The sequence below is a fragment of the Methylobacterium sp. WL7 genome, from assembly GCF_008040085.1.
Lineage (GTDB): Bacteria > Pseudomonadota > Alphaproteobacteria > Rhizobiales > Beijerinckiaceae > Methylobacterium > Methylobacterium mesophilicum.
The window spans coordinates 1-21,503 of record NZ_VRVG01000093.1 but is presented as its reverse complement, the minus strand read 5'-3'; the positions used below and the strand labels follow the sequence as shown (position 1 = coordinate 21,503).

General features: G+C 67.6%; 27 protein-coding genes. 15 read left to right on the top strand and 12 right to left on the bottom strand.

What is annotated here, in order from left to right:
- Positions 1 to 626: 626 nt before the first annotated feature.
- Genes FV233_RS20540 through epmA form a run of 3 tightly spaced genes read right to left on the bottom strand, consistent with a single transcriptional unit; the run spans position 627 to position 3,351 of the window.
- Positions 627 to 1,238 (bottom strand): glutathione S-transferase family protein, encoded by a 612-nt coding sequence (locus tag FV233_RS20540; RefSeq protein ID WP_147853955.1) that lies wholly within the window; start codon positions 1,236 to 1,238, stop codon positions 627 to 629.
- 17 nt (positions 1,239 to 1,255) lie between these two features.
- Entirely contained in the window at positions 1,256 to 2,299 is a 1,044-nt protein-coding gene (locus tag FV233_RS20535) for a lysine-2,3-aminomutase-like protein (protein ID WP_147853939.1), read from the bottom strand.
- A complete protein-coding gene (gene epmA / locus FV233_RS20530; protein WP_147898598.1) occupies positions 2,296 to 3,351 on the bottom strand; it encodes an EF-P lysine aminoacylase EpmA in 1,056 nt (351 codons plus the stop codon). Before epmA ends, FV233_RS20535 begins: the two co-directional genes overlap by 4 nt.
- 234 nt (positions 3,352 to 3,585) lie before the next feature.
- On the opposite strand from epmA, the gene efp reads away from it, so the two are divergent.
- Positions 3,586 to 4,152, top strand: a complete 567-nt coding sequence (gene efp / locus FV233_RS20525; protein WP_147853941.1) for an elongation factor P — start codon at positions 3,586 to 3,588, stop codon at positions 4,150 to 4,152.
- Positions 4,153 to 4,377: 225 nt separating this feature from the next.
- Here efp and FV233_RS20520 read toward each other — a convergent pair whose 3' ends face one another.
- The gene (locus FV233_RS20520) at positions 4,378 to 5,391 is read right to left on the bottom strand and encodes a heparan-alpha-glucosaminide N-acetyltransferase (RefSeq protein WP_147853942.1); all 1,014 of its coding nucleotides are present in this window, start codon (positions 5,389 to 5,391) and stop codon (positions 4,378 to 4,380) included.
- Positions 5,392 to 5,738: 347 nt separating this feature from the next.
- Here FV233_RS20520 and FV233_RS20515 point away from each other — a divergent pair, with 347 nt between their 5' ends.
- The 8 genes from FV233_RS20515 (at position 5,739) to FV233_RS20480 (ending at position 10,860) form a co-directional block, all read left to right on the top strand.
- Positions 5,739 to 6,344 carry a cold-shock protein gene (locus FV233_RS20515; protein ID WP_246690047.1) on the top strand — a complete coding sequence of 202 codons (606 nt, stop codon included), beginning with the start codon at positions 5,739 to 5,741 and terminating at the stop codon, positions 6,342 to 6,344.
- Between the two features lie 75 nt (positions 6,345 to 6,419).
- On the top strand, positions 6,420 to 6,908 hold the full coding sequence (locus tag FV233_RS20510; protein WP_147853943.1) for a DUF192 domain-containing protein: 489 nt from the start codon (positions 6,420 to 6,422) through the stop codon (positions 6,906 to 6,908).
- Between the two features lie 125 nt (positions 6,909 to 7,033).
- Positions 7,034 to 7,438, top strand: a complete 405-nt coding sequence (locus tag FV233_RS20505) for a hypothetical protein (RefSeq protein WP_147853944.1) — start codon at positions 7,034 to 7,036, stop codon at positions 7,436 to 7,438.
- An 83-nt stretch (positions 7,439 to 7,521) separates the two neighbouring features.
- On the top strand, positions 7,522 to 8,394 hold the full coding sequence (locus FV233_RS20500; protein ID WP_147853945.1) for a dienelactone hydrolase family protein: 873 nt from the start codon (positions 7,522 to 7,524) through the stop codon (positions 8,392 to 8,394).
- Positions 8,395 to 8,585: 191 nt separating this feature from the next.
- Positions 8,586 to 9,041: a response regulator gene (locus tag FV233_RS20495; protein ID WP_147853946.1), complete on the top strand. Its 456-nt coding sequence runs from the start codon at positions 8,586 to 8,588 to the stop codon at positions 9,039 to 9,041.
- A gap of 80 nt (positions 9,042 to 9,121) precedes the next feature.
- Entirely contained in the window at positions 9,122 to 9,322 is a 201-nt protein-coding gene (locus FV233_RS20490; RefSeq protein WP_147853947.1) for a hypothetical protein, read from the top strand.
- Between the two features lie 94 nt (positions 9,323 to 9,416).
- Positions 9,417 to 10,589, top strand: a complete 1,173-nt coding sequence (locus FV233_RS20485; RefSeq protein WP_147898597.1) for an alpha/beta hydrolase — start codon at positions 9,417 to 9,419, stop codon at positions 10,587 to 10,589.
- A 70-nt stretch (positions 10,590 to 10,659) separates the two neighbouring features.
- Positions 10,660 to 10,860, top strand: a complete 201-nt coding sequence (locus tag FV233_RS20480) for a hypothetical protein (RefSeq protein WP_147898596.1) — start codon at positions 10,660 to 10,662, stop codon at positions 10,858 to 10,860.
- A 134-nt stretch (positions 10,861 to 10,994) separates the two neighbouring features.
- On the opposite strand, the gene FV233_RS20475 is transcribed toward FV233_RS20480, so the two are convergent.
- Positions 10,995 to 11,174 carry a hypothetical protein gene (locus FV233_RS20475; protein ID WP_238260892.1) on the bottom strand — a complete coding sequence of 60 codons (180 nt, stop codon included), beginning with the start codon at positions 11,172 to 11,174 and terminating at the stop codon, positions 10,995 to 10,997.
- On the opposite strand from FV233_RS20475, the gene FV233_RS30500 reads away from it, so the two are divergent.
- Entirely contained in the window at positions 11,173 to 11,460 is a 288-nt protein-coding gene (locus FV233_RS30500) for a hypothetical protein (protein ID WP_187278183.1), read from the top strand. The two genes, FV233_RS20475 and FV233_RS30500, sit on opposite strands and share 2 nt — an antisense overlap.
- Before the next feature lie 255 nt (positions 11,461 to 11,715).
- Here FV233_RS30500 and FV233_RS20470 read toward each other — a convergent pair whose 3' ends face one another.
- The 7 genes from FV233_RS20470 to FV233_RS20440 all read right to left on the bottom strand — a co-directional run bounded on the left by FV233_RS20470 (position 11,716) and on the right by FV233_RS20440 (position 17,336).
- Complete coding sequence (locus FV233_RS20470) at positions 11,716 to 12,627, bottom strand: YncE family protein (RefSeq protein WP_147898599.1); 912 nt, start codon at positions 12,625 to 12,627, stop codon at positions 11,716 to 11,718.
- A 98-nt stretch (positions 12,628 to 12,725) separates the two neighbouring features.
- Entirely contained in the window at positions 12,726 to 13,259 is a 534-nt protein-coding gene (locus FV233_RS20465; protein WP_147853951.1) for an SRPBCC family protein, read from the bottom strand.
- Positions 13,260 to 13,374: 115 nt separating this feature from the next.
- The gene (locus FV233_RS20460; protein ID WP_147898594.1) at positions 13,375 to 13,965 is read right to left on the bottom strand and encodes a DUF447 domain-containing protein; all 591 of its coding nucleotides are present in this window, start codon (positions 13,963 to 13,965) and stop codon (positions 13,375 to 13,377) included.
- A 3-nt stretch (positions 13,966 to 13,968) separates the two neighbouring features.
- Entirely contained in the window at positions 13,969 to 15,528 is a 1,560-nt protein-coding gene (locus tag FV233_RS20455) for a DUF6513 domain-containing protein (protein ID WP_147898593.1), read from the bottom strand.
- On the bottom strand, positions 15,525 to 16,097 hold the full coding sequence (locus tag FV233_RS20450; protein ID WP_147898592.1) for a uridylate kinase: 573 nt from the start codon (positions 16,095 to 16,097) through the stop codon (positions 15,525 to 15,527). The genes FV233_RS20455 and FV233_RS20450 overlap by 4 nt, the downstream gene beginning before the upstream one ends.
- On the bottom strand, positions 16,094 to 16,795 hold the full coding sequence (locus FV233_RS20445; protein ID WP_147898591.1) for a (5-formylfuran-3-yl)methyl phosphate synthase: 702 nt from the start codon (positions 16,793 to 16,795) through the stop codon (positions 16,094 to 16,096). The genes FV233_RS20450 and FV233_RS20445 overlap by 4 nt, the downstream gene beginning before the upstream one ends.
- 28 nt (positions 16,796 to 16,823) lie before the next feature.
- Positions 16,824 to 17,336 carry a DUF3280 domain-containing protein gene (locus FV233_RS20440; RefSeq protein WP_147898590.1) on the bottom strand — a complete coding sequence of 171 codons (513 nt, stop codon included), beginning with the start codon at positions 17,334 to 17,336 and terminating at the stop codon, positions 16,824 to 16,826.
- A 287-nt stretch (positions 17,337 to 17,623) separates the two neighbouring features.
- Between FV233_RS20440 and FV233_RS20435 the strand changes: the two genes are divergently transcribed.
- The 5 genes from FV233_RS20435 to FV233_RS20415 all read left to right on the top strand — a co-directional run bounded on the left by FV233_RS20435 (position 17,624) and on the right by FV233_RS20415 (position 21,365).
- Complete coding sequence (locus FV233_RS20435) at positions 17,624 to 18,781, top strand: ABC transporter substrate-binding protein (RefSeq protein WP_246690046.1); 1,158 nt, start codon at positions 17,624 to 17,626, stop codon at positions 18,779 to 18,781.
- A gap of 142 nt (positions 18,782 to 18,923) precedes the next feature.
- The gene (locus FV233_RS20430) at positions 18,924 to 19,247 is read left to right on the top strand and encodes a hypothetical protein (protein WP_147856335.1); all 324 of its coding nucleotides are present in this window, start codon (positions 18,924 to 18,926) and stop codon (positions 19,245 to 19,247) included.
- Between the two features lie 38 nt (positions 19,248 to 19,285).
- Positions 19,286 to 19,708: a hypothetical protein gene (locus tag FV233_RS20425; protein ID WP_147898589.1), complete on the top strand. Its 423-nt coding sequence runs from the start codon at positions 19,286 to 19,288 to the stop codon at positions 19,706 to 19,708.
- A 133-nt stretch (positions 19,709 to 19,841) separates the two neighbouring features.
- Positions 19,842 to 20,825, top strand: a complete 984-nt coding sequence (locus FV233_RS20420) for a YVTN family beta-propeller repeat protein (RefSeq protein WP_147898588.1) — start codon at positions 19,842 to 19,844, stop codon at positions 20,823 to 20,825.
- A 105-nt stretch (positions 20,826 to 20,930) separates the two neighbouring features.
- A complete protein-coding gene (locus tag FV233_RS20415) occupies positions 20,931 to 21,365 on the top strand; it encodes a hypothetical protein (RefSeq protein ID WP_147898587.1) in 435 nt (144 codons plus the stop codon).
- Positions 21,366 to 21,503 lie beyond the last annotated feature (138 nt).

The window sequence follows — 21,503 nt, the reverse complement described above, 5'->3', positions numbered from 1 at the left end:
CTTCAAGATAAGGCAGAGCAGGTGTGAGGGCCGGAGCTTTCTCCTGCTCCGTCGCTCCCCTCTCCCGACCCCCTTCGGGGGCCACCCTCCCCCGCAGAGGGGGGAGGGAGAGCCGCGGTGTCCCCAGCGTATCCTGCCGAACCCGATGCGTGACTCCGCTAGCAAGTGCGGGAGGGTGACAGGCTGAGGGATCAGGTCCCAGACGTTTCAAAGTGTTTGCAGCAGCGGTCGGCAGATGTCCGCCCCGCTCGGCCGGAAACAGCCTCGTCATCCCGGGGCCGCGAAGCGGCGCCCCGGGATGACGGGGTAGCGGCCGAAGTGTCCGCGGAAACCTGGGATCCGTGGGGGGAAGGGTGGCGCTCTGCAACGTGTCGCTTCCTTCCGTGCCGCCTTCGCGGCTGTCACCTTGGCGAGAGATGGCCGCATGCCGCCGGAGCTCGCCAGCGCGGTTCGAAACGCTTGATCCCGTTGCCAAAGCTCCGCGCGCAGAGGCCAATCCAACCACCTCGAAAGGGCTGGATCGGGTCAAGCCTCGATTCGTCCGACGGATCGATGAGCTGCGAGGGACCTTCCAGGGATCGCCCAACCGTCCATCGCGCCTCGATGCACCAAAGCCAGACGGCTGCTCAGGCGATCGGCTCGCCGAGCGCCCGAGACGCGCCGGGCCTGCCGGCCAGCCGCTCGTACCAGCGGCGCAAGGCCGGGCGCTCGATGCGCTCGACCGGCAGGTTCAGCCAGCGATGGGCGGCGCAGCCGAGCGCGATGTCGGCGATGCCGAAGCCGTCGCCCACCATGTAATCTCGGTCCGCCAAATGGGCGTCCAGGATGGCCGCCAACGCCTCCGTTCGCGTGATCGAGGCGGCGACAACCGTCCGGTCGGGATTCGCCGAGCGGTAGAGCTGCCAGAACGCGTCGCGCATGGCGGGCGTGAAGGTGGTGGCCTGCCAGTCCAGCCATTGCTCGACATGGGCGCGGGCCCGCGGATCGGCCGGCAGCGCCAGGGCCGGTGCGGTCGAGGCCACGTAGCGCAGGATAGCGTTCGATTCCCAGAGGACGAACCCATCCTCCTCCAGGGTCGGGACCAGCCCGTTCGGGTTCTTGGCGCGATAGGCGGGATCGGCGACGACGCCGTGGGCGCCGCCGGCGTCGATCCGCTCGTAGGCGAGTCCGGCCTCGTCGAGCCCCCAGACCGCCTTCTGCACGTTCACCGAGGTGAGCCGCCCCCAGAGCTTGCGCATCGTCACCAAGACCTCCCTCAGACTTTCGGTGGGTAGGCGTGCTCGCACCCGTTCGGATCGGTCACCCGCGTGCCGTCGGCCGCCTCGCGCAGGTACCCGGGCCCGACCGGCACCTTGCCGTGGCCGCCCGGAATGTCGAGCACGTAGGTCGGCTGGGCCAGACCCGAGAGGCGACCGCGCAGGGCGCGCATCAGCGCCTGTCCCGCGTCGAGGCTGGTGCGCAGATGGCCTGTGCCTGGGGCCAGGTCGCCGTGATGCAGGTAGTAGGGCTTGATCCGGTTCTCCACGAAGGTCCGCATCAGCGCCTCGAGGGTCGCGGGATCGTCGTTGACCCCGCGCAGCAGCACCGACTGGCTGACCATCGGGATCCCGGCATCGACCAGCCGGGCGCAGGCTTCTTGAGCCGCCGGGGTGAACTCGCGCGGGTGGTTGGCGTGGAGCGCCACGAACACCGCGCGCCCGAACCGCTTAAGGGACCGCACCAGATCGCCGCCGACGAGGTCGGGCTTCACCACCGGTACGCGGGTGTGGATCCGCATCACCCGGACATGCGCGATCGCCGACAGCCGCCCGGCGATCGCGCCGAGCCGGCGGGGCGAGAGCGCGAACGGGTCGCCGCCGGTGACGACGACCTCCCAGATCCGCGGATCCTGCGCGATGTAGGCGAGGGCGCCATCGAGTTCCGCGTCGGTCAGGGAGCCGAGGCCGTCCGGCCCGACCATCTCCCGGCGGAAACAGAACCGGCAATAGACCGGGCAGATGTGCAACGGCTTCAGCAGCACCCGGTCGGGGTAGCGGTGAACGATGCCCACAACCGGAGCGTGCGCTTCGTCGCCGATCGGGTCGGCGCGCTCCTCCGGGGCGGCGACGGCCTCTTCGGCCCGCGGCACGAACTGGCGGGCGATCGGATCCGCCGGGTCGTCCCGGTCGATGAGCTCCGCCATGTCCGGGGTGACCGAGACGGCGTAGCGGGCCAGCACATCGTGCAACGCCTCCGCCTCCGGGCCGGACAGCAACCCGGCCTCGGCCAAGTCGGCGGCGCTGCGAAGCGTGCGGTTCATGGCAAGGTCTCCGCCACCGGCGTCCAGATGACGTCGTCGACGCGATCGGCCCCGCAGGCCAGCATGGCCAAGCGGTCGAACCCGAGGGCGATCCCCGACGCATCGGGCATCACCGCCAATGCTTCGAAGAAGTCGGGGTCGATCGGGTAGGCTTCGTCGTAAACGCGCAGCTTCACCGCCATCTCCGTGTCGAAACGTCGGCGTAACGTCACCGGGTCTGTCAACTCGCCGAAGGCATTGGCGAGTTCGACGCCGCAGGCATAGAGTTCGAACCGTTCGGACACCCGCGGATCGCCCGGCACCGGGCGGGCCAAAGCCGCCTCGCCGATCGGGTATTCGCACAGGATCGTCGGGCGCCCGATGCCGAGATGCGGCTCGATCCGCGCCACCAGAACCCGGGAAAACAGATCCGCCCACGTGTCATCCGGGGCCACCCGCAGGTCCGCCGCCGTCACGGCGCCGGCAAGGGCGTCGCGGTCGGTCTCGCCACGCGGCGTTATCGTGGCCAGCAGGTCGATGCCGGCGAAGCGCGCGAAGGCCTCGGCCAGGGTCAGCCGCTCGGCCTCCGCGAAAGGGTCGGCCTCCCGGCCCCGGTAGACGAACCGGCGCGTGCCGGCGGTCTCGGCGGCGAGCGCCAGAAGCTCGGCGCAATCCACCATCAACGCCGTGTACGGCACCCCGGCGCGGTACCATTCCAGCATGGTGAATTCGGGGTGGTGAAGCGGGCCGCGCTCGCGGTTTCGGAACACCCGGGCGACGCTGAGCAGCCGCGCCTCGCCTGCCGCCAGCAGCTTCTTGCAGGCAAATTCAGGAGAGGTGTGCAGGTAGAGCGGCGTCCGCGCGCCACTCCCGCCGATCGCCTCTGTGGCAAACGCCGAGAGATGCGCCTCGTTACCGGGCGAGACCTGCAGGCAGGCGGTCTCGGCCTCGACGAAATCCCGCTCCGCAAACCAGGCCCGGAACGCGGCCAGGATCCGGTTGCGCAGCAACAGGCGAGGCCGGCGGTCGGCGTGGCGGTCAGGCGCCCACCAGGGCGAGACGGCTCCGGTCACAATCGATCTCCAGCATGGCCGGCCCCAGGCACGAGCGAGCGGGCCTGAGTGTGAACCGGGCGCCAGGTTCGCCTCCGATCCACGTCGGGGACGCATCGGTGCCGCGTGCCGAGACCGCCGGTTGAGGTTCGCCGGCTGGCAACCACGCCGCAGATGCGATAGTGGCGGGGCCTGAGATCCAGTGCACGCGCTTGGCGCGTGCCGACCCGCCTTGTCAATGCAGGACCGAATTCCGTGAAGGTGATCGCCTCAACGCTCCGCAAGGGCAACGTCGTCGACAAGGACGGCAAGCTCTACGTGATCCTGTTCGTCGAGAACATCCACCCCGGCAAGGGCACCCCGGTGACCCAGCTCGACATGCGCCGCATCACGGACGGCGTGAAGGTGTCCGAGCGCTACCGGACCACCGAGCAGGTCGAGCGGGCCTTCGTGGAGGATCGCGAGCACACCTTCCTGTACAGCGACGCCGAGGGGTTCCACTTCATGAACCCCGAGAGCTACGAGCAGGTCGCGGTGCCGGCGGACGTGGTCGGCGATGCCGCCCCCTACCTGCAGGAGGGCATGGCCGTGATGCTGTCGAGCCATAACGACGTGCCGCTGACCATCGAGCTTCCCCAGCGGGTGACCCTGGAGGTCACCGAGACCGAGCCGGTCCTTAAGGGCCAGACCGCCTCTTCGTCCTACAAGCCGGCCACCCTCTCGAACGGCGTGCGCACCACCGTGCCGCCGCACATTGCTGCCGGTACCCGCGTCGTCGTGATGACGGCGGACGGCGCCTACGTCGAACGCGCCAAGGACTGATTGTTTCGGATTTCGCGCGGCGGGTTGATGATTGCACGGGCAGGGAATCTCATCCTGCCCGCGCCCTGTTCCTCGGAGGCCGACGCAAGGCGGAAGCCTCTCGAGAGTTCTCCCGATCGTTCGACGATCCCCGGCCGGCTACCCCGAAGCCCGCGATCCGTTCGTCTCAGGACCAAGGTGGTGGGTAGGACGGACCGTGCGCCATCGTGCAGCGCAGCCGCGACTTTACCTCGGCATCCGCGAGGCCGCCTCGATCGCCCCGTAGCAGCCCTGCGATAGGGCTTGTGCCCGCGACCGCTCCGCCGGACTGAACGGGCGGCCATCCTCGCGAAACAGATCCTCCTTGAGCAGCGCGTCGGAGGTGCACCGGGCTGCGATGCGGCAGAGCGGCGGCTCGCCGCCGGTTCGTGTGCAGATCGTCACGTAATCGGCCCGGAACGCGCGCAGACCGGCCATCGGGTTCGGTCCCGTCAGGGTGACGAGGCCGGTGAGCAGCCCGAGCAGCACGGGCTGGTGGACGAGGTACACGATCAGGCTGTGGCGCCCCAAGAACGTCGCCGCACGCCCAAGCGCCGAACGCGGCGTCCAGTTGCCGAACCGGGATCGCGCAAGACGCGGCAGGCCGAGCCGCCCGAGGACGATCCCCGACAGGACGAACCCGAACCACGGGAACAGCGGCACGTAATCGTTGGTTCGCGGCGTCCCGGAACCGAGGCCGAGGAAGAACAAGATCGGGTCATCGAGGAGAGACGCGTGCACCAGGAGAGGCATGGCGAAGACCGCCACCGCGGCGAGTGCCGTCACGGCTAAGGGGGCGAAGAGGAACGGCAGGCCGAGTACGCTCGAGACGGCGATGCAGTGCAGGATGCCGAAGAAGACGTACGCGTCGGGAAAGGCGATCCAGGTCCCGAGTGTGACGAGGAGCGCCGCCCCACCGATCCGCGCGAGCCGCAGCACGGTCTGGCGCGGACGGATGCCGCGCCCGTTCATCAGGACAAGTCCGACGCCGACAAGGGTGAGGAAGGTCCCGGCGATCGTCTCCGCCGCCCTATGGCCCGCCGCCGTCAAAGCATAATTCTCGGCCGTCAGCCGCAGGAAGCCGAGGTCCCAGAGCGTGTGGTAGCTCGCCATCGCCACGAGGGCCGCCGCCCGCGCCGCATCGATGATCGGGTAGCGGCCTGCCGGTGCGGCGCGCGTGGGCGGCTCAAGGGGCTCGGGAGGTGTGGGCACTATCGACATGGCGATGGGCTCAAACCACGCCTGGACCTCGGACGCCACCGCTGCTCGAAGTCGCAACGCGCCCGGACCCATATCGCGATTGCTCTCGAAGACGTGAACGCGGGCCCACGATGGTCGCAGAAACCTGATTGGACGCCATAAGGCGGGCGAACCAGATGCCTTGATAGCGACAGGACGCCCAATTCGGCTCTCCCTGCGACCGATCGACTGTTGCGGACCTGCCTCCCCCAGGCAAGATTGCAACTCGCTAGGGCTCCTATGCCGGTCATATGGGCTTTCCGCGAATCAGGACTTCGTTAATCTTGCTGTGAGAGCGCGCGGCGTGATTCGGTGTAGGTTGCTCGGCCATGTCTGATGAACGCGGATCCGGGCCGCAGAACCCCAGTCGGATCGAGGACAGCCGTGTCGCCGAAGCGGCGGGCGGCGAGGACGAGGCTTTCGACCTCGTGGAGGTCTCCGGCCGCATCAAATGGTTCGACGTGTCCAAGGGCTTCGGCTTCATCGTACCTGACGACGGCGCCCCCGACATCCTGCTGCACGTCACCTGCCTTCGGCGGGACGGGTTCCAGGCGGCCAGCGAGGGCGCGCGCATCGTTGTCGAGGCGGTGGAGCGCCCGCGCGGCTGGCAGGCGTTCAAAGTCCTGTCTCTCGACCAGTCCGCGGCTGTGCATCCCTCCGAGATGCCGATGCCGCGCACCCATGTCTCGGTCACGCCCACGAGCGGCCTGGAGACGGCGGTGGTGAAGTGGTTCAACCGCTTGCGCGGCTTCGGCTTCCTGACCCGCGGCGACGGCACACCCGACATTTTCGTCCACATGGAAACTCTGCGCCGCTACGGCATCGCCGAACTCAAGCCAGGCGACGCCGTATTGGTACGCTACGGCGACGGCTCCAAAGGTGTGATGGCGGCCGAGATCCGTCTCGTCGACGGGGCGCTCCCGGCCTCGCACTGACGCCCCAATTCGCGCGCGCTATCTGTACCCGCGGTCGGCACACCGCCCGCGATCGCGTTTCCCGAGAGGCAGTCCTTGAGAGTTCTTTTCCGCGTCTCGCAGGCGGCGGCCATAGCCTGCCTCATCCTGGTCGCACCGGTTCCCGTTCACCAGGCCACTGCCCAGAGCGCGGCGCCGCAGAACGCCGCCAAGACAGAGCCGCTGATCATCGCCACCAAGGCTGGGCCGAAGCGGTTCGACGTCGAAGTGATGCGTGACGACGCCAGCCGATCCCGCGGGCTGATGTTCCGCCGGCACATGGCGCCCGAGCATGGCATGCTGTTCGATTTCGAACGCGCCGAACCCGTGACCATGTGGATGAAGAACACCTATCTCCCCCTCGACATGTTGTTCATCCGCCCGGATGGGACCGTGAGCCGGATCGCAGCCGACACCGAGCCGCTTTCGACCGCGATCATCCCGTCCGGCAGCCCTGTCTCCGCTGTGCTCGAACTCAATGCCGGGACCACCGCTAAGCTCGGGATTCAAGTCGGCGACCGGGTCGAGCACCCTTTGTTCAAGTAGCGATGAAGCGATCGCGCCCGCCGCGAACGCAGCGGGAACAATGGCCTTGACCGTCGGGATGTTCCGCGCCAATGTTCCGGAATTGTTCCGGTGCTTTGGAGTGCCGGCCCTGCGCGGAGGACCCGATGAGCGACGTGGCCGATGCCGAATTGTTCGGCAACGACGATTGGTCGGTTAGCGTGGATGGGCTTGAGCACCGCGCTACCGGTTACTTCATCAGCCGGGACGCCGTCACGACACGGCGTGCCGAGGGCCTTTGGGACTGGCCCCTACAATTGGCCGAGAAGAGCTGGTGCCGGCCGAGTCTGTTTCGCGAGGCGTTCCTGGCAGCGCTCGACCGCTTCGGAATCGCGCGCGACGCCGGTCTGACCCGATCCTTCGCGCTGGGCTACGGGATCCGGGCAGGGGACGCATCCACGTCGGACGGCTTCGTTACGCTTGCCGACGTGCTGAAGCCCCGCGCCGCTCCGGCAACGGTCCGCATCGCCGCCGAGCCGGCCGTGCGCGCCTTGGCGGCGGCAGGCGCGTGAACGCCAGTTCGTGCCGCGGTCGCATTTGACCACGGCCGGTGCCGGCAGATAGCCCTCTACGCTGGACCGCGGGAGGGAAGATCATGGCAGACAGCAATCACGCCGGACTCGACGGGTTGGTGACACCGCCATTGTCGCGGCGCGGCTTCGTGATGACCAGTCTCATCAGCGGTCTGACTGTCGCCACGACCCGTGTCGAGGCGCAGGTGATTCACACCGATGCGACCGGTATCGAGGCGGGCGAGGTCAAGATCCCGGCGGCCGACGGTCCGATGCCAGCCTACAGGGCGGTGCCCGCCGGGGCGGGGCCTTTTCCTGTCGTACTGGTGATCGAAGAGATCTTCGGGGTCCACGAGTACATTAAGGATATCTGCCGTCGCCTCGCCAAGGCCGGCTACTGCGCCGTCGCACCCGAACTCTACGCCCGGCAGGGCGACCTCTCGACCATGACGGATCCTAAGATCATCATCCGGGACGTCATCTCGAAAACGCCGGACGCACAGTGGATCGGCGATCTCGACGCCACCGCGGCTTGGGCGGCCTCCGCTGCCAAGGGCGATGCCGGCCGACTCGGCGTGATGGGGTGGTGCCGAGGTGGTCGCGACGCCTGGCTTTACGCGGCGCATCGTCGCGACTTGAAGGCGGCGGTCGCTTGGTACGGACCACTGGGCGGCGATCGGACCGATATTCAGCCGCGCACCGCCGGAGATGTGGCGGCCGAGATCCATGCGCCGTTGCTTGCCCTCTACGGTGGCGCCGACACCGGCATCCCGCCCGCATCCGCAGAGGAAGCTCGCGACAAGGCGAGGCATGCGGGCAGGAGCGTCGAACTCGTGATCTACCCGGATGCGCCGCACGGATTTCATGCGGATTATCGCCCGAGCTACCGCAAGGACGCGGCCGAGGATGGCTGGGCCCGCGCTCTCGCCTTCCTGAAAGCCAACGGCGTCGGCTGATCAAACCGCTCCTGGCGGTCTTGGCGGGATGTTCCTGGATGGCTGTGCTTCCCGGGACACGGCCACAACTTGCCGAATATGCGAGGGTCGCAGGAGGATCTGTGCCTGCGCGGGTCCGGCCATTCGCGACGATCGGGGCGTTGAACCGATCGTCGCGACCGCCGTTCAGCCCCTGTAGAGTGTCCCGGCCCATGAGCGACTCGGTACAGCCCGGACAGAAGCCCATGATCCTCGTCGTGGAGGACCAACCCGACGAGCGCTTCCTCGCGGCCACTCTCCTGGAGGATACTGGCTTCACGGTGATCGAGGCCGAGACTGCCGAACGGGCTCTCGCCATCCTCAACGACCGTGCCGACGAAGTCAGCGTCGTGTTCTCCGATGTGCGTACGCCCGGACCGATCGGCGGATTCGAACTTGCGCGGATCATCGGCGTGACCTGGCCGCGGGTCCGTGTGCTGCTCACCTCCGGGGATGCGGGCGACCAGCCGAGCGACCTACGCATGTCGGCGACCTTCATCCCGAAGCCCTGGCGCGCCGAGGATATTCTGGCCTGGGTCGAGCAGGCCGCGGGCCGTCCCTCGGGGTCGACCGGCCCAGCGGTGATCGGACCGGGCGGAAAATTAATTACGCCGGGTCTGGAAACCTGAGACCTATTCCGGGTTGTACGGCACTCCCGGGGCGCAAGACGCCCGATCCCGAGCAACTCCGTCGGCAGCTCAGATCAATCATGCTCATCGTCGCTGCCAACTATGCCGATTCCCTGCGTCGGCGCTCGTGGGACGATCGTCCAGAGGCCGATATCCTCGATACGGTGACCGACGAGTTGCGCGCGCATTACAGTCCCGTCGCCGATGCGGTCCCAGCCGAGATCTTGGCCCTGGCCGAACGTCTGGACCATCCGGAATCCGAGCGCGCTTACGGCGCCTGACCGATCCTATCGGGATGAGTCGCCAAGGCGAATGAATCTGCTATTCAGCGCGCTCTGACCTGCCGGCGCATTGCGTCTCTCAGTCGAGCCCCTCATGCGTCTCAATGCTCTTCGTGGATCGCTCGCCGTCGGTGTGATCCTGACGCTTGCGGGGTTGAGTGCCGCTCAAGCTGCATCCCCACCGCCGCAGCCGTCGGAAGGAGCCGGCGGATTCGGAGACCGCAAGGCGACGATCGTCAAGCGCCTGCTCGGGCGGGGATCCGCTACGACGTTCGCGTTCCACGCTGCCGATACCGCGCCCGAGGCCGGCCGGCCCGTGGTCGTGTTCCTGCACGGATGGGGTGTGGTCAATCCGCAAAGCTACGGGGGTTGGATCGACCATCTCACTCGTCAGGGCTGGCTCGTGCTGTATCCGCGCTTCCAAGAGGTGAACCGGACCCGCCCAGCCGACGCACCCGGCCTCGCCGACGGCCTGGTCAAAGCGGCACTGGCGGACCTGGCCTCCGACGCAGACGCAAAACCCGATCTCGGCCGCGTCGTTCTCATCGGACATCTGGCCGGCGCCCCGCTCGCCATGGACATGGCCGCCGACGCCAAGCAGCACGGCCTACCCGTCCCGAAACTGATTTTCATGGCTGCGCCGGGCGGCATCGCCAGCGGCCCGAAATCGCGCGGTATCGCGCTGACGGAGCTCTCCGGCATCGATCCCTCCACCCTGCTCATCGCCATGGTGGGCGACAAGGATACCCGGGCGGCGGACCTTGCGGCAAAGCGGCTGCTACGCGAGGCGAGTGCCGTACCGCAGGAACGGAAGCTGTTCATCCGTGCCCTCTCGGACGATCACGGCTTCCCGGCCCTGACGGCCACGCTCGCGGCTCCCGCCGGCACCGACACCGCCTACGACGGCGGCGCGATCAAGCCTGGGCCGGAGCCCAAGGACGCGGCCAAGGACGCTCCGAAGCCGCCGCCATTCCGGTGGTCCGCCGACATGGCGTTGACCGGCGAACAGCAGACGCTGGTCTCGCAGATCAACATCGCCCGCGTCGATGCGCTGGACTACCTCGGCTTCTGGAAGACCTTCGACATCGCCGCTGCCGCGGCCTTCGCCGGGTCGGACGCGAATGCGATGAAGAACAATCCGCGGCTCGCGGACATGGAGCGCTGGAGCGACGGCTGGCCGGTGAAGCGCCTTTCGGTGGAAACACCCCGACTGGTGGCGCCGGCGGCTCAGGCAGCCACTCCGGCCGCGCCAAGTAGGAAGCGCTGATCGACGACACCAGACTTCCTCTTGGCGTAGGGCTTGCTACTCTGTCCGTGTTCGACACGGGAGACGAAGCATGCCCGAGTTCGTCGCCAGCCTGCTCGCTGCAGGAGCTTTCTGCCTGACTCTCCTCGCGCTGAACGCACTGACCCGGCTGCTGATCCAGGCGCATTATGCGCCGGCGGATCTGGGTGAATCCGGCTTCCTCCAGATCGGCGGCGCCCTGATTCTGGCCCGGATCGCTTACCGTCGGGCGCCACACCGTCAGCTGGACTGAGCAATCCGGTCGTTCTGCGGATTTGACATAACGGATGGGGACAGAGACCCCGCTCGCATCGAGAGCGTTCTGCCTGGTCGGTTGGGCAGCGACGCGTTCGAGGCGGGCGGTTGCCTACACATAGGCGCCAGGAACTACGACTCCAAAGCCTCCGCCATCTCTTGACCGTCCGCGACGCCGAGCGCGGCTTTCTCGGCCAGCAGGGCGGCCAGGGCGATGCGGATCAGATCGCCTTGCTCGCGATGCGGGTGATCGAGGGCAGCCGTCATCGCGCGACGGTAGCGGTCCTGGATCGCGGCGAGTTGGGTGGCCATGCCGACCTTGGCAGGCGGTCTCTCGACCGCGTTAGCCCGCCTCGGCTTTGCCGGCGTTTTCTTCTTCGTGGGTGTCCTGTCCGGCATGACAGGGCAAGCAACTTTGCTGTTTCGGAGTTCCTCGTCGCATTTCACACGCAGCCTGCTCGGTTCTCCGGCGGTGGCTTTCTTGCAGCCCTCGGCAGACTTCTTCGCCGACGGAGCCGTGACGGCGCGGACCGCAGTGCAGGCGTTCCGGATCGGTCTCGCCGGCCACATCGGGATTTTGGCGTGTTCCGATCCTTAGGCTGCGCCGCGCCTGCCGCCCTCCTGAGCTGTGTCGCGGTTGTCCGGTACGGCGTTCTATTCGAGGTTGCTCCAGCAGGCCGCTCAGGCCTCGCACGCCACAGCCTCGCTTTGGGGTCCCAGTCAAATGCCGTCGCCAATCGCAACGGCAAGTGCCACGCTCCCGTGATGGCGACCTGTTAGAAGCGGCCGCCGCCATTGAATGGGGCGACGAAGGCGAGGGCGCGACCCGTAATCCGACAACCGTGCAGTTGCACTACCGCAGGAAGTCGCCGAACGCGCGGGGACCGTTCCCAGTCGGGATGGTCTTCAGCACCTTCAGCGTCCGGCCGTCGAGGACACTCAGCGTGTTGTCACCCCAGTTGGCGACGTAGAGGCGACCGCCGGCGTCGGCCGCGATGCCCTCGGGATGATCACCCACGTCGATATCGGCGAGCGGCTTTAGGGTCGTAAGATCGAAGGCTGTGACGCTGCCGGCATACTGGTCGGTCACGAAGCCGCGCCCTTGCGTGAGGGCGATCACGTAGGGTCGCCGGCCGGTTGGGATCCGGCCGATCTCCCGACCGGCCGCGAGGTCGATCACGGAGACGTCGTCGCTGGTTACGTTCGCCGTATAGGCGCGGCCCGTGGGGGCGTCGAGAGTAATCCCGAACGGGTGTTGCCCGACCGGGATGACCTTGGTTTCCTTGCGGGCGTCGGCATCGACCACAGAGACCGTGTCGGCCTCCCGGTTGGCGACGTAGAGGGTCGCCCCGTCGGGCGAAACGGCGATACCGGATGGAGAGGCGCCGACCGCGATTTCGCCGTCGGGGATCAGGCGGCCGTCACGTTCGGTCAGAACGAACAGGCGGTTTCCGTACCAATCCGCCACGTAGACTTTGCCACCCCTCGGATCAGCGGCGACGCCCAGCGGCCCACCCGGCAGCGGCACTTCCGCGGCAACGACGCCGGCATCGAGATCGAGCACCGCGAGACCGTGACCTTCGGGCCGCGTGACATACGCCCGCTTGCGATCGGGCGACAGGGCGATCCCAGCCGGCGCCCCGTCGAGTTTGATGCTACGCACCACCTTACCGGCGGCGAGGTCGACAATTTCGACCGCGCCGCCAAGCTGGGTTGTCACGATCGCCTCCCGCGCCTGTTCGGCGCGGGCGTACGTCGCGGTCAGGGCGAGGCCGGCGACGAACGCCGCCTGGCCGCATTTGAGGTGACGACGCAGGTTCGTATCGCAAAACCGCAGGACGCTTTTGCGAAACCCGCGCAGGCTCACGAGCCCTTCTCGACCTTGGCCTTCAGGTTGGCGAGGCTTGCCTTGATCCAGGCGCCCACACCCTTCTCAGAGGCTTCGTCGTTGAGCTCGGGCGGCGGATCGTTGTTCATGTAGCCGCGATAGAAGGCAGCCTTCCACTCGACCTTGGACTTGGCGTCGCCCGCGGGCTCCACCGTGATCGTGGCAGAATAGTCGTTGGCCGGCAGGTCCTTCACATCGACCTTCTCGATATAGTACGAGAACAGCTTCTCGTCCGGCTTGTACTTGTTGCTGGTCTCTTGGATTTGGTTGCCGTTCTTCAGCGTGAGGGTGCGCTTGAACTTGTTCGGCACGTCGCCGCTGACCTCGGTCTTGGTGACGTTCTCCATCCAGTCGGCGTTCTTGACGTCGCCGATCACGGCCCAGACCTTGTCGGCCGGGGCGTTGATCTCGATCGACTCGGAAATCTTGCGCCGGGTCGGGCCATGGGCCTGCGCGGTCGCCGCCACCAGGGCGGCCGTGGCCGCCAGGGCCAGGGTCATTTTCTTCATCGTGTATTGCTCCTCCCGCCTCCGGGGCGCGGTCCGGCATCGAGATACCGGTTCTGCGTCCGAGAGCGTGTCACAAGTGAGTGTCAGAGCCGCATTCGATCTCTCGGATACGGATCTAGCTTGCGTCCCGACCGAGAATGCGCGCTTCGGCCCCGAAAGCCTCCGCGACCTTGTCCTCGATCCAGCCCCAGGCCTCGCGCTCGCGCGAGCCCGCGGTCTTGCTGATGGCGATGGCGAGGTAGGCCATCTCCGTCAACACCTTGTCCGGCTCAAGCATGTGGAGCCGGGTCGAGAGGATCGCCGCCTCGAGCACCGCGGCTTGGGCGCGGTTGTAGCCGATGAACGGCGCGTGGGCGGCCGAATGCACGAGGCGGCCGCGGAAGCGCGGCCGGGTCTCGTGGTCCTCGACCGATGCGACCTGGAACTCGGCGTGGCCGAAACTGTCGGCCAGCCGCCGGCCGGCAATGGCCGCGCACGCCACGGTCGGCCATTCGCGCCGGCCCGTCACAGCGCCCGCGATCACCCGGATGTCCCGCGGGCTCGACGCCGCGAAGCAGGGATTGGCCTCGAGATTGACGATGGTCGGCGAGGGTCGGAACGGCGCCAGCACGTAGCCGTCTTCCTCGCCGATCAGCCCGAACGGCACGAGGTGCAGTTCACCGGACGGCGCGAGCGTGGTGACGATGGTCTCCAGGATCAGCGGCATCACTCAGGCCCTGTCCGCCGGCACCAGCCGGCCGCAGACCAGCTTGGTCGCCGGCTGGGGCGTCTCTGGCGGCGCCTCGTCGCGGGCCTCGGCTTCCGAGATCGTTTCAGGGGCGTCGGCATCCACCTCGGGCTTCACCAGCCGCGCATCGCGGGTGCCGGGCGGGGGCGCGTCGGGGCCGGAATGGCGAGTGTGTCCGGCCTTCTTGAACGCGGTCGAGTCCTCAACGTCGGCGTCGGCCGCGCAGCCCCAGTCGAGGGCCTCGTCCTGAACGTAGCGCTTTCCAAGCCGCCAAGCGGTCTCGGCCTTGGCGAGTTCGGCTCCGAGATAGAAGGCGTGGGCGCCGTCGCTCTTCACGTCGAGATCGGGGAAGAAGGCCATCGCGTCGGTGCCGACTCTGTGGACGTCGCGGTTGTAGACGTGGATCCCGTCCTCGGCGACCGCGATCCGGTAATTCGGATCCCGGACCTCGGCTGCAGCCTGGGCGACTTCAGCGGCGGTCTGCACGAACGGGCGCTTATCGTGAAGGGCCAGCAGCGCGCACCCGTAGCCTTTGGGCAGGGCGGAGTCGGCCTTGGCGGCGTACATCACCCGCCTGGCGGCGTCGTGCTCCTCGACGGTGCGGCGGGTGTGATTCGAGACTTGAACGATCAGCACGTTGCCGATCGATAGTTCCGAACACATCCCGACCAGCAGGGCGGTGACGCCGAGCGAATCCGCCTCGGTCAGCTCCGTCAGGTTGCCGGTGCCCATCATCATCTGGATGTCGGGCCAGCGGGTGCGGGTGTCGCGGTAGCGCCCGATCGAATCCACGAAGCCGTGGTGGATTGGCTCTAGGATCGGGTCGGCCAGGAACGGGCGCCCGGCCTTCAACATCCGCTCGATCGCGCAGTCGAGGGAGGGCAGGTCGTCCGGCCTCAGGGGCACTAGGATCGGTACCGCGTCGGTCTCGAAGGCGAGATCCAGCGTGTCGATGTTCAGGCTGAGCAGGTAATCCGCCCCGGCCCCGGCGCCCCGGGCGAGTTCGTCCAGTGAGAAGGAATCGACGCTCACCTTCAGACCCGCGCCCTTGAGGGCGGCCACGGACTCCTCCAGATGCGGGAAGGTTGTGTCGGGCAGCCCGCCCAGGTCGATCACGTCGGCGCCGCGGCGGGCAAGGTCGAGCCCTTTCGCCAGGATCTCGTCGGGGGTCATCTTCGAGGCATCGACGATTTCGGAGAAGATCCGCAGGTTGTGCTTCGAGAGGTCCACCTTGCGCCCGGCGAGCCCCAGCCAGGCCGGCAAATCGACGACCTCGTCCGGGCCACGCTCGACCGGAACATGGAAATGCTCGGACAGCCGGCCGGTATCGGCCCGGCAGCGGCCCGGAAGGACGATTCGGGTCGCGCCCTCGGGGATCTCGATCCGGCGGCGGATGATTTCTTCCGTCATCAGCGCGGCGACCTTTACGCCGGCATCCGCGATGCTCCAGCGGACCGTCGCCGGAAGGCCGGCCGCGACTTTTTCGAGCCGCGCCCGGGCGAGGCGACCGGTGACGAACACGATGTGCTCGGGGGCGCTCAAGCAGCCACCCGCTGGCGGAGCGTGACGTTCCGGGTCGGCCCCCAGATCGCTATCGAACCGCCGTAGCGCATAGCGAAGGCGGAGAAGGCGGCATCCACGAACCCGCGTTGGGCAAGTCCATCTGCATCCTCCTGTGACGGGGCGTCAGCCGACTTCACCAGCACGCAGCGTCCAGCACGCATCCGTCGCGCGAGCCAGAGCGCGAGACTGTCGGATGTCACGCCCCAATTCTCAGGGATTTCCGGGTCGCCCACCCTCAAGGTCGTCGGGTCCCAGACCCGGGAAGCATTGGCGATCTCTGTCCACGGCTCCAAACTGCGCGCAAGGCGGGGCTCGATCGAGCAAAAGTCCGTCGCCATGCGGCCCATCGCGTCCAACGCCCGGCAGTGGGCCTCCGCATCGTCGAAGCCGTCCCGAATCTGGGCGGCACGCACGGCGTCCGCATAGGCGCCGCCGCCGGGCACCACGACGCAGCGTCCGTGCAGGCCTGCCGCTACATCCGCCAGAAGGGCTCGGCGACGCTCCGGATCCGCCGCGAGGCTGCCTCCGATCTTGAGGACCGTCGTCACGCGGCGTCCCGTTGGTTCGGGCGCAAGGCGCGTACGGCCTCAGCGACCCGTAGCGGATCGATACCGTTGCGCCGATCCAGGTCGCGGCACAGGCCGCCGCGGAATCCGAAATAGTCGGGGCGGTGTACGCTGAGGGCAGGGATATCGGTGACCCGGAGAGAACCTGCCAATCCGCTCATCAACCCGTGGCTCCGGCACGCCGCCGTGAACGCCGCGAGCGCCTGGGGCTCGGCGAGGTCGGTCAGGCGGACGCCGGCCTTTCCGGACGTGTCGATCATCGCTCCCGCAAATCCGGCCTGCGCCAAAGCCGGGACAAGGTCCGCCGCCGGGCCGTCTTCGGCGAACAGGACTGCGATCAGGCGGCCGGGGGCACCCTCGGCGAGGGCGGCCAGCGCCCGGGGATCGCGGCTTTGCGCAGGGGCGAGGCCGGTCTTCACCCAGTCGATCCCGGTCGCCGCCATCGCGGTGACGGATTCGGGCGTCGGGTCTGCCACCGCGCTGGTCACGGCCGCGCCGGCGACGCGCGCCACGATCGCGTCCACCAGTGCGGGTTCCAGTGCGCCCAGCGCTCCGCGCTCCGGATCCTTGGCGTCGATCAGGTCGGCCCCGGCGAGCTGGGCGGCCTCGGCCTCGGCCGGATCGCGCACGCTGACGAGGAGGCGGGGCAGGGGGCCTGGCGGTACGGGGTACGGGGACACGGATCTCTCGAAGATGGGCGGCACGCAATCACGACTTGCCGGGCAACGGCTCGGCGAGCAGGCGGTTCTTCACGACCCAGCGCATGGCGTGCGCCCAGGTGTCGTCGGTATCGGCCCGGATCGTCACCTGCCCGCCGCGCACCATCTTGCCGGTCTCGGCCTCGGCGATGGTGACGTTCAGGTTGAAGATCTGGCCGGATCCCTTCTCCACATAACCGGTCACGACGAGATCCGCACCCAGGCTCTTGGCGATGTCGGCCGCGCACCCGTTGCACTTGTAGAGCGGACCCTCCTTGGCGACCACGTCGGATTTCGGGGCTGTGTCGACGATGTCCAGGCCGGCCTGGTTGCGGAGGGCGTTGCGCAGCTCGTCCGTCACCAGCGTCAACTTCTTGGTGTCGACGGGCCGGACCCGCGTGCCGTAGGTGGCCCCGGGATCGAACAGCTCCACCGGGAACACCGCGGCCTTCTCGGCGGCGTGGGCACCGGACACCCCGGCCAGCAGACAGGCGGTCACCGCGCACGATAACAGGTGGCGCATCCTCGGGGCTCCCTCTCGATGACCGGCGCCGACGCTGCCGCCGGCGTTTTCGCCCCTATAGCTCGGGCGAAGGGACAAATTGGCAATGTACATCGCCGCGCCGGTAGCCCACGACGCGAACGTGAACGTCCGACCGGGGCGCCGCGGTTGAGCGGCCGGATCCGAAGCTGCTAGAGGCCGCGTATATGCACGATCCTGCACACGCCCCGGCCCCGATTCCCGTCCAGCCTTCGCGTTATCCGACGCCGCGCTCGGTCAGCCTTCGCGTTCTCTTCGCGTGCTGGACCGTGCTGACGCCGGTCGCCGCGCAACCCCAGCAGCCGGCCCCGCAACCGATCGAAACGCCGATCGGCCTGATCTACCGGCCGCAGCCGGCGCCGTCCTCGTACGACGCCGAGGCCGCCCCGGAAGACGAGGGGCTGGCCGGCGCCAAGATGGGCATCGCCGACAACAACACCACCGGCCGGTTCACCAAGCAGACCTTTTCACTGGATGCGGTCGCGCTGAGCGACGACAAGCCCGACGCCGTGGCGGCGGCCAGGGAGTTGGTGGCCAAGGGCGTGCACTACCTGGTCCTGGTCCTGCCGGCGGATGCGGTGCTGGCGGTGGCCGACGCGGTGAAGGACACCGGGGCGGTGGTGCTGAATGCCGGCGCCCCCGACGACCGGCTGCGCGGCGCCGACTGCCGGTCCAACGTATTTCACATCCTGCCGTCCCGGGCGATGCTGACCGACGCCATCGCGCAGTACCTGACGGTGATGCGCTGGCGGAAGGTCTTTCTGATCGTCGGGCCGACCGAGGCCGACAAGGCCTATGCCGAGGCCGTGCGCAACTCCGCGCGCAAGTTCGCCCTGAAGATCACCACGGAGAAACCCTGGACCTTCGGACCGCTGGCGAAGGCGCGGGGCGATACCCCGACCCGGGCCGAGGCGATGGTCTTCACCCGCGGGCTCGACTACGACATGGCGATCGTGGCCGACGAGGAGGGCGACTGGGGCGACTACGTCTCCTACCGCACCGTCGATCCCCGGCCCGTCGGCGGCACGCAGGCGCTGACCTCGACCACGTGGTCGCCGGTGCTGGAGACCTGGGGGGCCGCGCAGGCTCAGAACCGGTTCCGGCGGCTCGCCTCCCGGCTGATGCGCCCCTTGGATTACCAGGCCTGGGCGGCGATCCGGACCGTCGGCGAGGCCGTCACCGCCAAGAAGACCAACGATCCCGCCGTGCTGACCCCGTACCTGGTGGATCCGGCCTTCAACCTGCCGGCCTACAAGGGTGTGTCGCTGAGCTTCCGCCCCTGGGATCACCAGCTGCGCCAGCCGGTCATCGTCGTCCAGCCCAAGGCCCTGGTCTCGGTCGCGCCCGAACAGGGCTTCCTGCATCAGCGCACGCCGCTCGACACGCTGGGCGTCGACCTGCCGGAGACCACCTGCAAGTTCAAATGACCGTGTTCTCGCGGGTCGTCGAGCGGTTCCATCGCGGAGCACAGGAATATCGCCGCCACCATTGACGCGGGCGGCCCAGGGGGGCCACCTTCCGGAGGCGCGCTCCACCGAGACGGTGTCCTCTCGAAGTCCGAGACTCACGATGAGCCACGAGGTCCAAGAAGCACGGCCCATAATGGAGACCAGGAGCCCCGGCATCAGCGTCAACGATGCGATCGACCGCGCGAAAGAGTGGCTTTTGTCGACGATGTCGACGGAGAACGTCTCGAATCTCGGCCTCGAAGAGGTCGAGCATCATCCAGGATACTGGAATATCACTCTGGGCTTCTCTCGACCGTGGGATGAGGCGCGCAACGCCATATCGGTGCTGAGCGGCACTGTCGTCATGCGCCGGACCTACAAGATCGTGACGGTCGATGAGACGACCGGGGAGATCGTTTCGATGAAGAGTCGCGACGTCGAATAGCGATGCGGAAATACGTTCTGCTCGATACGAACGTCCTCGTGCTGTTCATCGTCGGCGGAACGTGCGCGGACTACATCCGAATCCATAAAAACTGCTCGCGGTTCTCGCGCGCCGACTACGATGCCCTGCTGCTGCACATTTCGGTGGCGGCCGGGGTCATCACCACGGCGCAGATCCTGTCCGAGACCGCCAACCTGCTCCGCCAGGTCCGGGATCCGATCAGGTCTGAGATCGCCGCGTTCTTCAAGCTGTTCGTCTTGCACGTCCGCGAGTTGCAGCCGACGGGCTGGGATGCCGTCCATGACGACACCTACGCGTGGCTCGGGTTCAACGACGCCTCGATCCTAGCCTGTCTGGCTCCAGACCGTGTGCTCATCACGGAGGACGGTAACCTGCACGCTGCAGCACGCACGCGCTCGACCGATGTCCTGCACTTCACAGCGCTGAGGATGTGTGAATAAGCATCGCGGCTGACGCCCTGCGAGGGGAACGCCGGCCACGGCCGCAAACGCCGCAACCCCTCGCAACCGGCCAAGATCGCACTACAGTTGGTGCCAGAAAGTGCCGAAAAGGGCACCCAGGGAAGGAAGTCGTATGCGCCGCCGCTTCGAGGCAGGTCTGAGTGTTGTCGCCCTCGGAGCGGGGCTCGGCCTCTGCGGGCCGGCCTTTGCCTTCACCGCCTACGTGAGCAACGAGAAGGGCAACTCCGTCAGCGTCATCGACACGACCACGATGACCGTCACCGGAACCTGGAAGGTCGGGCGCCGGCCGCGCGGGATCACCGTGTCGAAGGACGGCAAGGAGGTGTTCGTCTGCGCCAGCGACGACGACCGGATCGACGTGCTCGATGCCAGCTCCGGTAAGGTCGTGCGCTCGCTCCGCTCCGGCCCCGATCCCGAGCAGTTCATCCTCGATGCCTCCGGCAACCCGCTCTACGTCGCCAACGAGGACGACAGCCAGGTCACGATCATCGACATCGAGAAGAACAAGGTCCTGGCCGAGGTGCCGGTCGGGGTCGAGCCGGAGGGGATGGGCCTGTCGCCGGACGGGAAGATCCTGGTCAACACCTCCGAGACCACCAACATGGCGCACTTTATCGACACCAAGACGTTCCAGGTGATCGACAACGTGCTGGTTGACGCCCGGCCGCGCTTTGCCGAGTTCACCGCCGACGGCAAGTTTCTGTGGGTCTCCGCGGAGGTCGGCGGCACGGTCAGCGTGATCGACGTGGCCCAGCGCCGGGTGGTGAAGAAGATCACCTTCAAGATCCCCAGCGTGAACGACGAGGCGATCCAGCCGGTCGGCATCCGCATCAACAAGGACGGCACCAAGGCCTTCGTGGCCTTGGGGCCGGCCAACCGGGTCGCGGTGATCGATGCCAAGAGCTACGAGGTCCAGAAGTACCTCCCCGTCGGCCAGCGCGTCTGGCAGCTCGCCTTCACGCCGGACCAGAAGATGCTGTTCACGACGAACGGCACCTCCAACGACGTCTCGGTGATCGACGTGGCCGCCGAGAAGGTGGTCAAGAGCATCCCGGTGGGCCTGCTGCCCTGGGGCGTCGCCATCTCCCCGAACTAGTTTGTCACTCGAACACAGGCGCTAGATCGGGGGTGCGCGCCTCCGATTGAACGTCCATGACGCAGAACAGGATCGCCGAACCGGCGGCACAGGGGTAGGAACGACATGACGCGGACGTTTCGGATCGCAGCCCTCGCTCTGGTCGGCCTGTTCGCGGCTGGGCCGGCCTCGGCCCTCGACCTCACCAAGAAGCGCGAGAACCTGCCCGACCTCGTCCTGGGCGACGATCAGGGCAACGACTTTGTGGTCGAGAACAAGGACATCACGCTGGAATCCGGCAAGGCCTACCGGCTGCGCATCGTCGCCAAGGGGCGGCAGGAGTACAAGTTCTACGCCCCCGAGTTCTTCCGCTACATCTGGCTCAACCAGATCGTCATCGAGCACAAGGAGATCCACGGCGGCGGCGCGCCCGACCACCTGGAGTTCGACGATCCCGGCGAGATCGCCGTCGAGTTCGTGGCGATCAAGCCCGGCACCTACAAATGGGAGGCGCGCGGCCTCGAGGCGAAGGGCATGACCGGCACGTTGACGGTGAAGTGATGGGCGCCGGGTTCAGAGTTGCGCGCGCGGCCACAAACGCATCTCCCTCCCCCCTCTGCGGGGGAGGGTGGGCCGGCCGTCAGGCCGGGTCGGGAGAGGGGAGCCCGGCTTCAGGACAAGGCTGTGTCGGTATGAAGG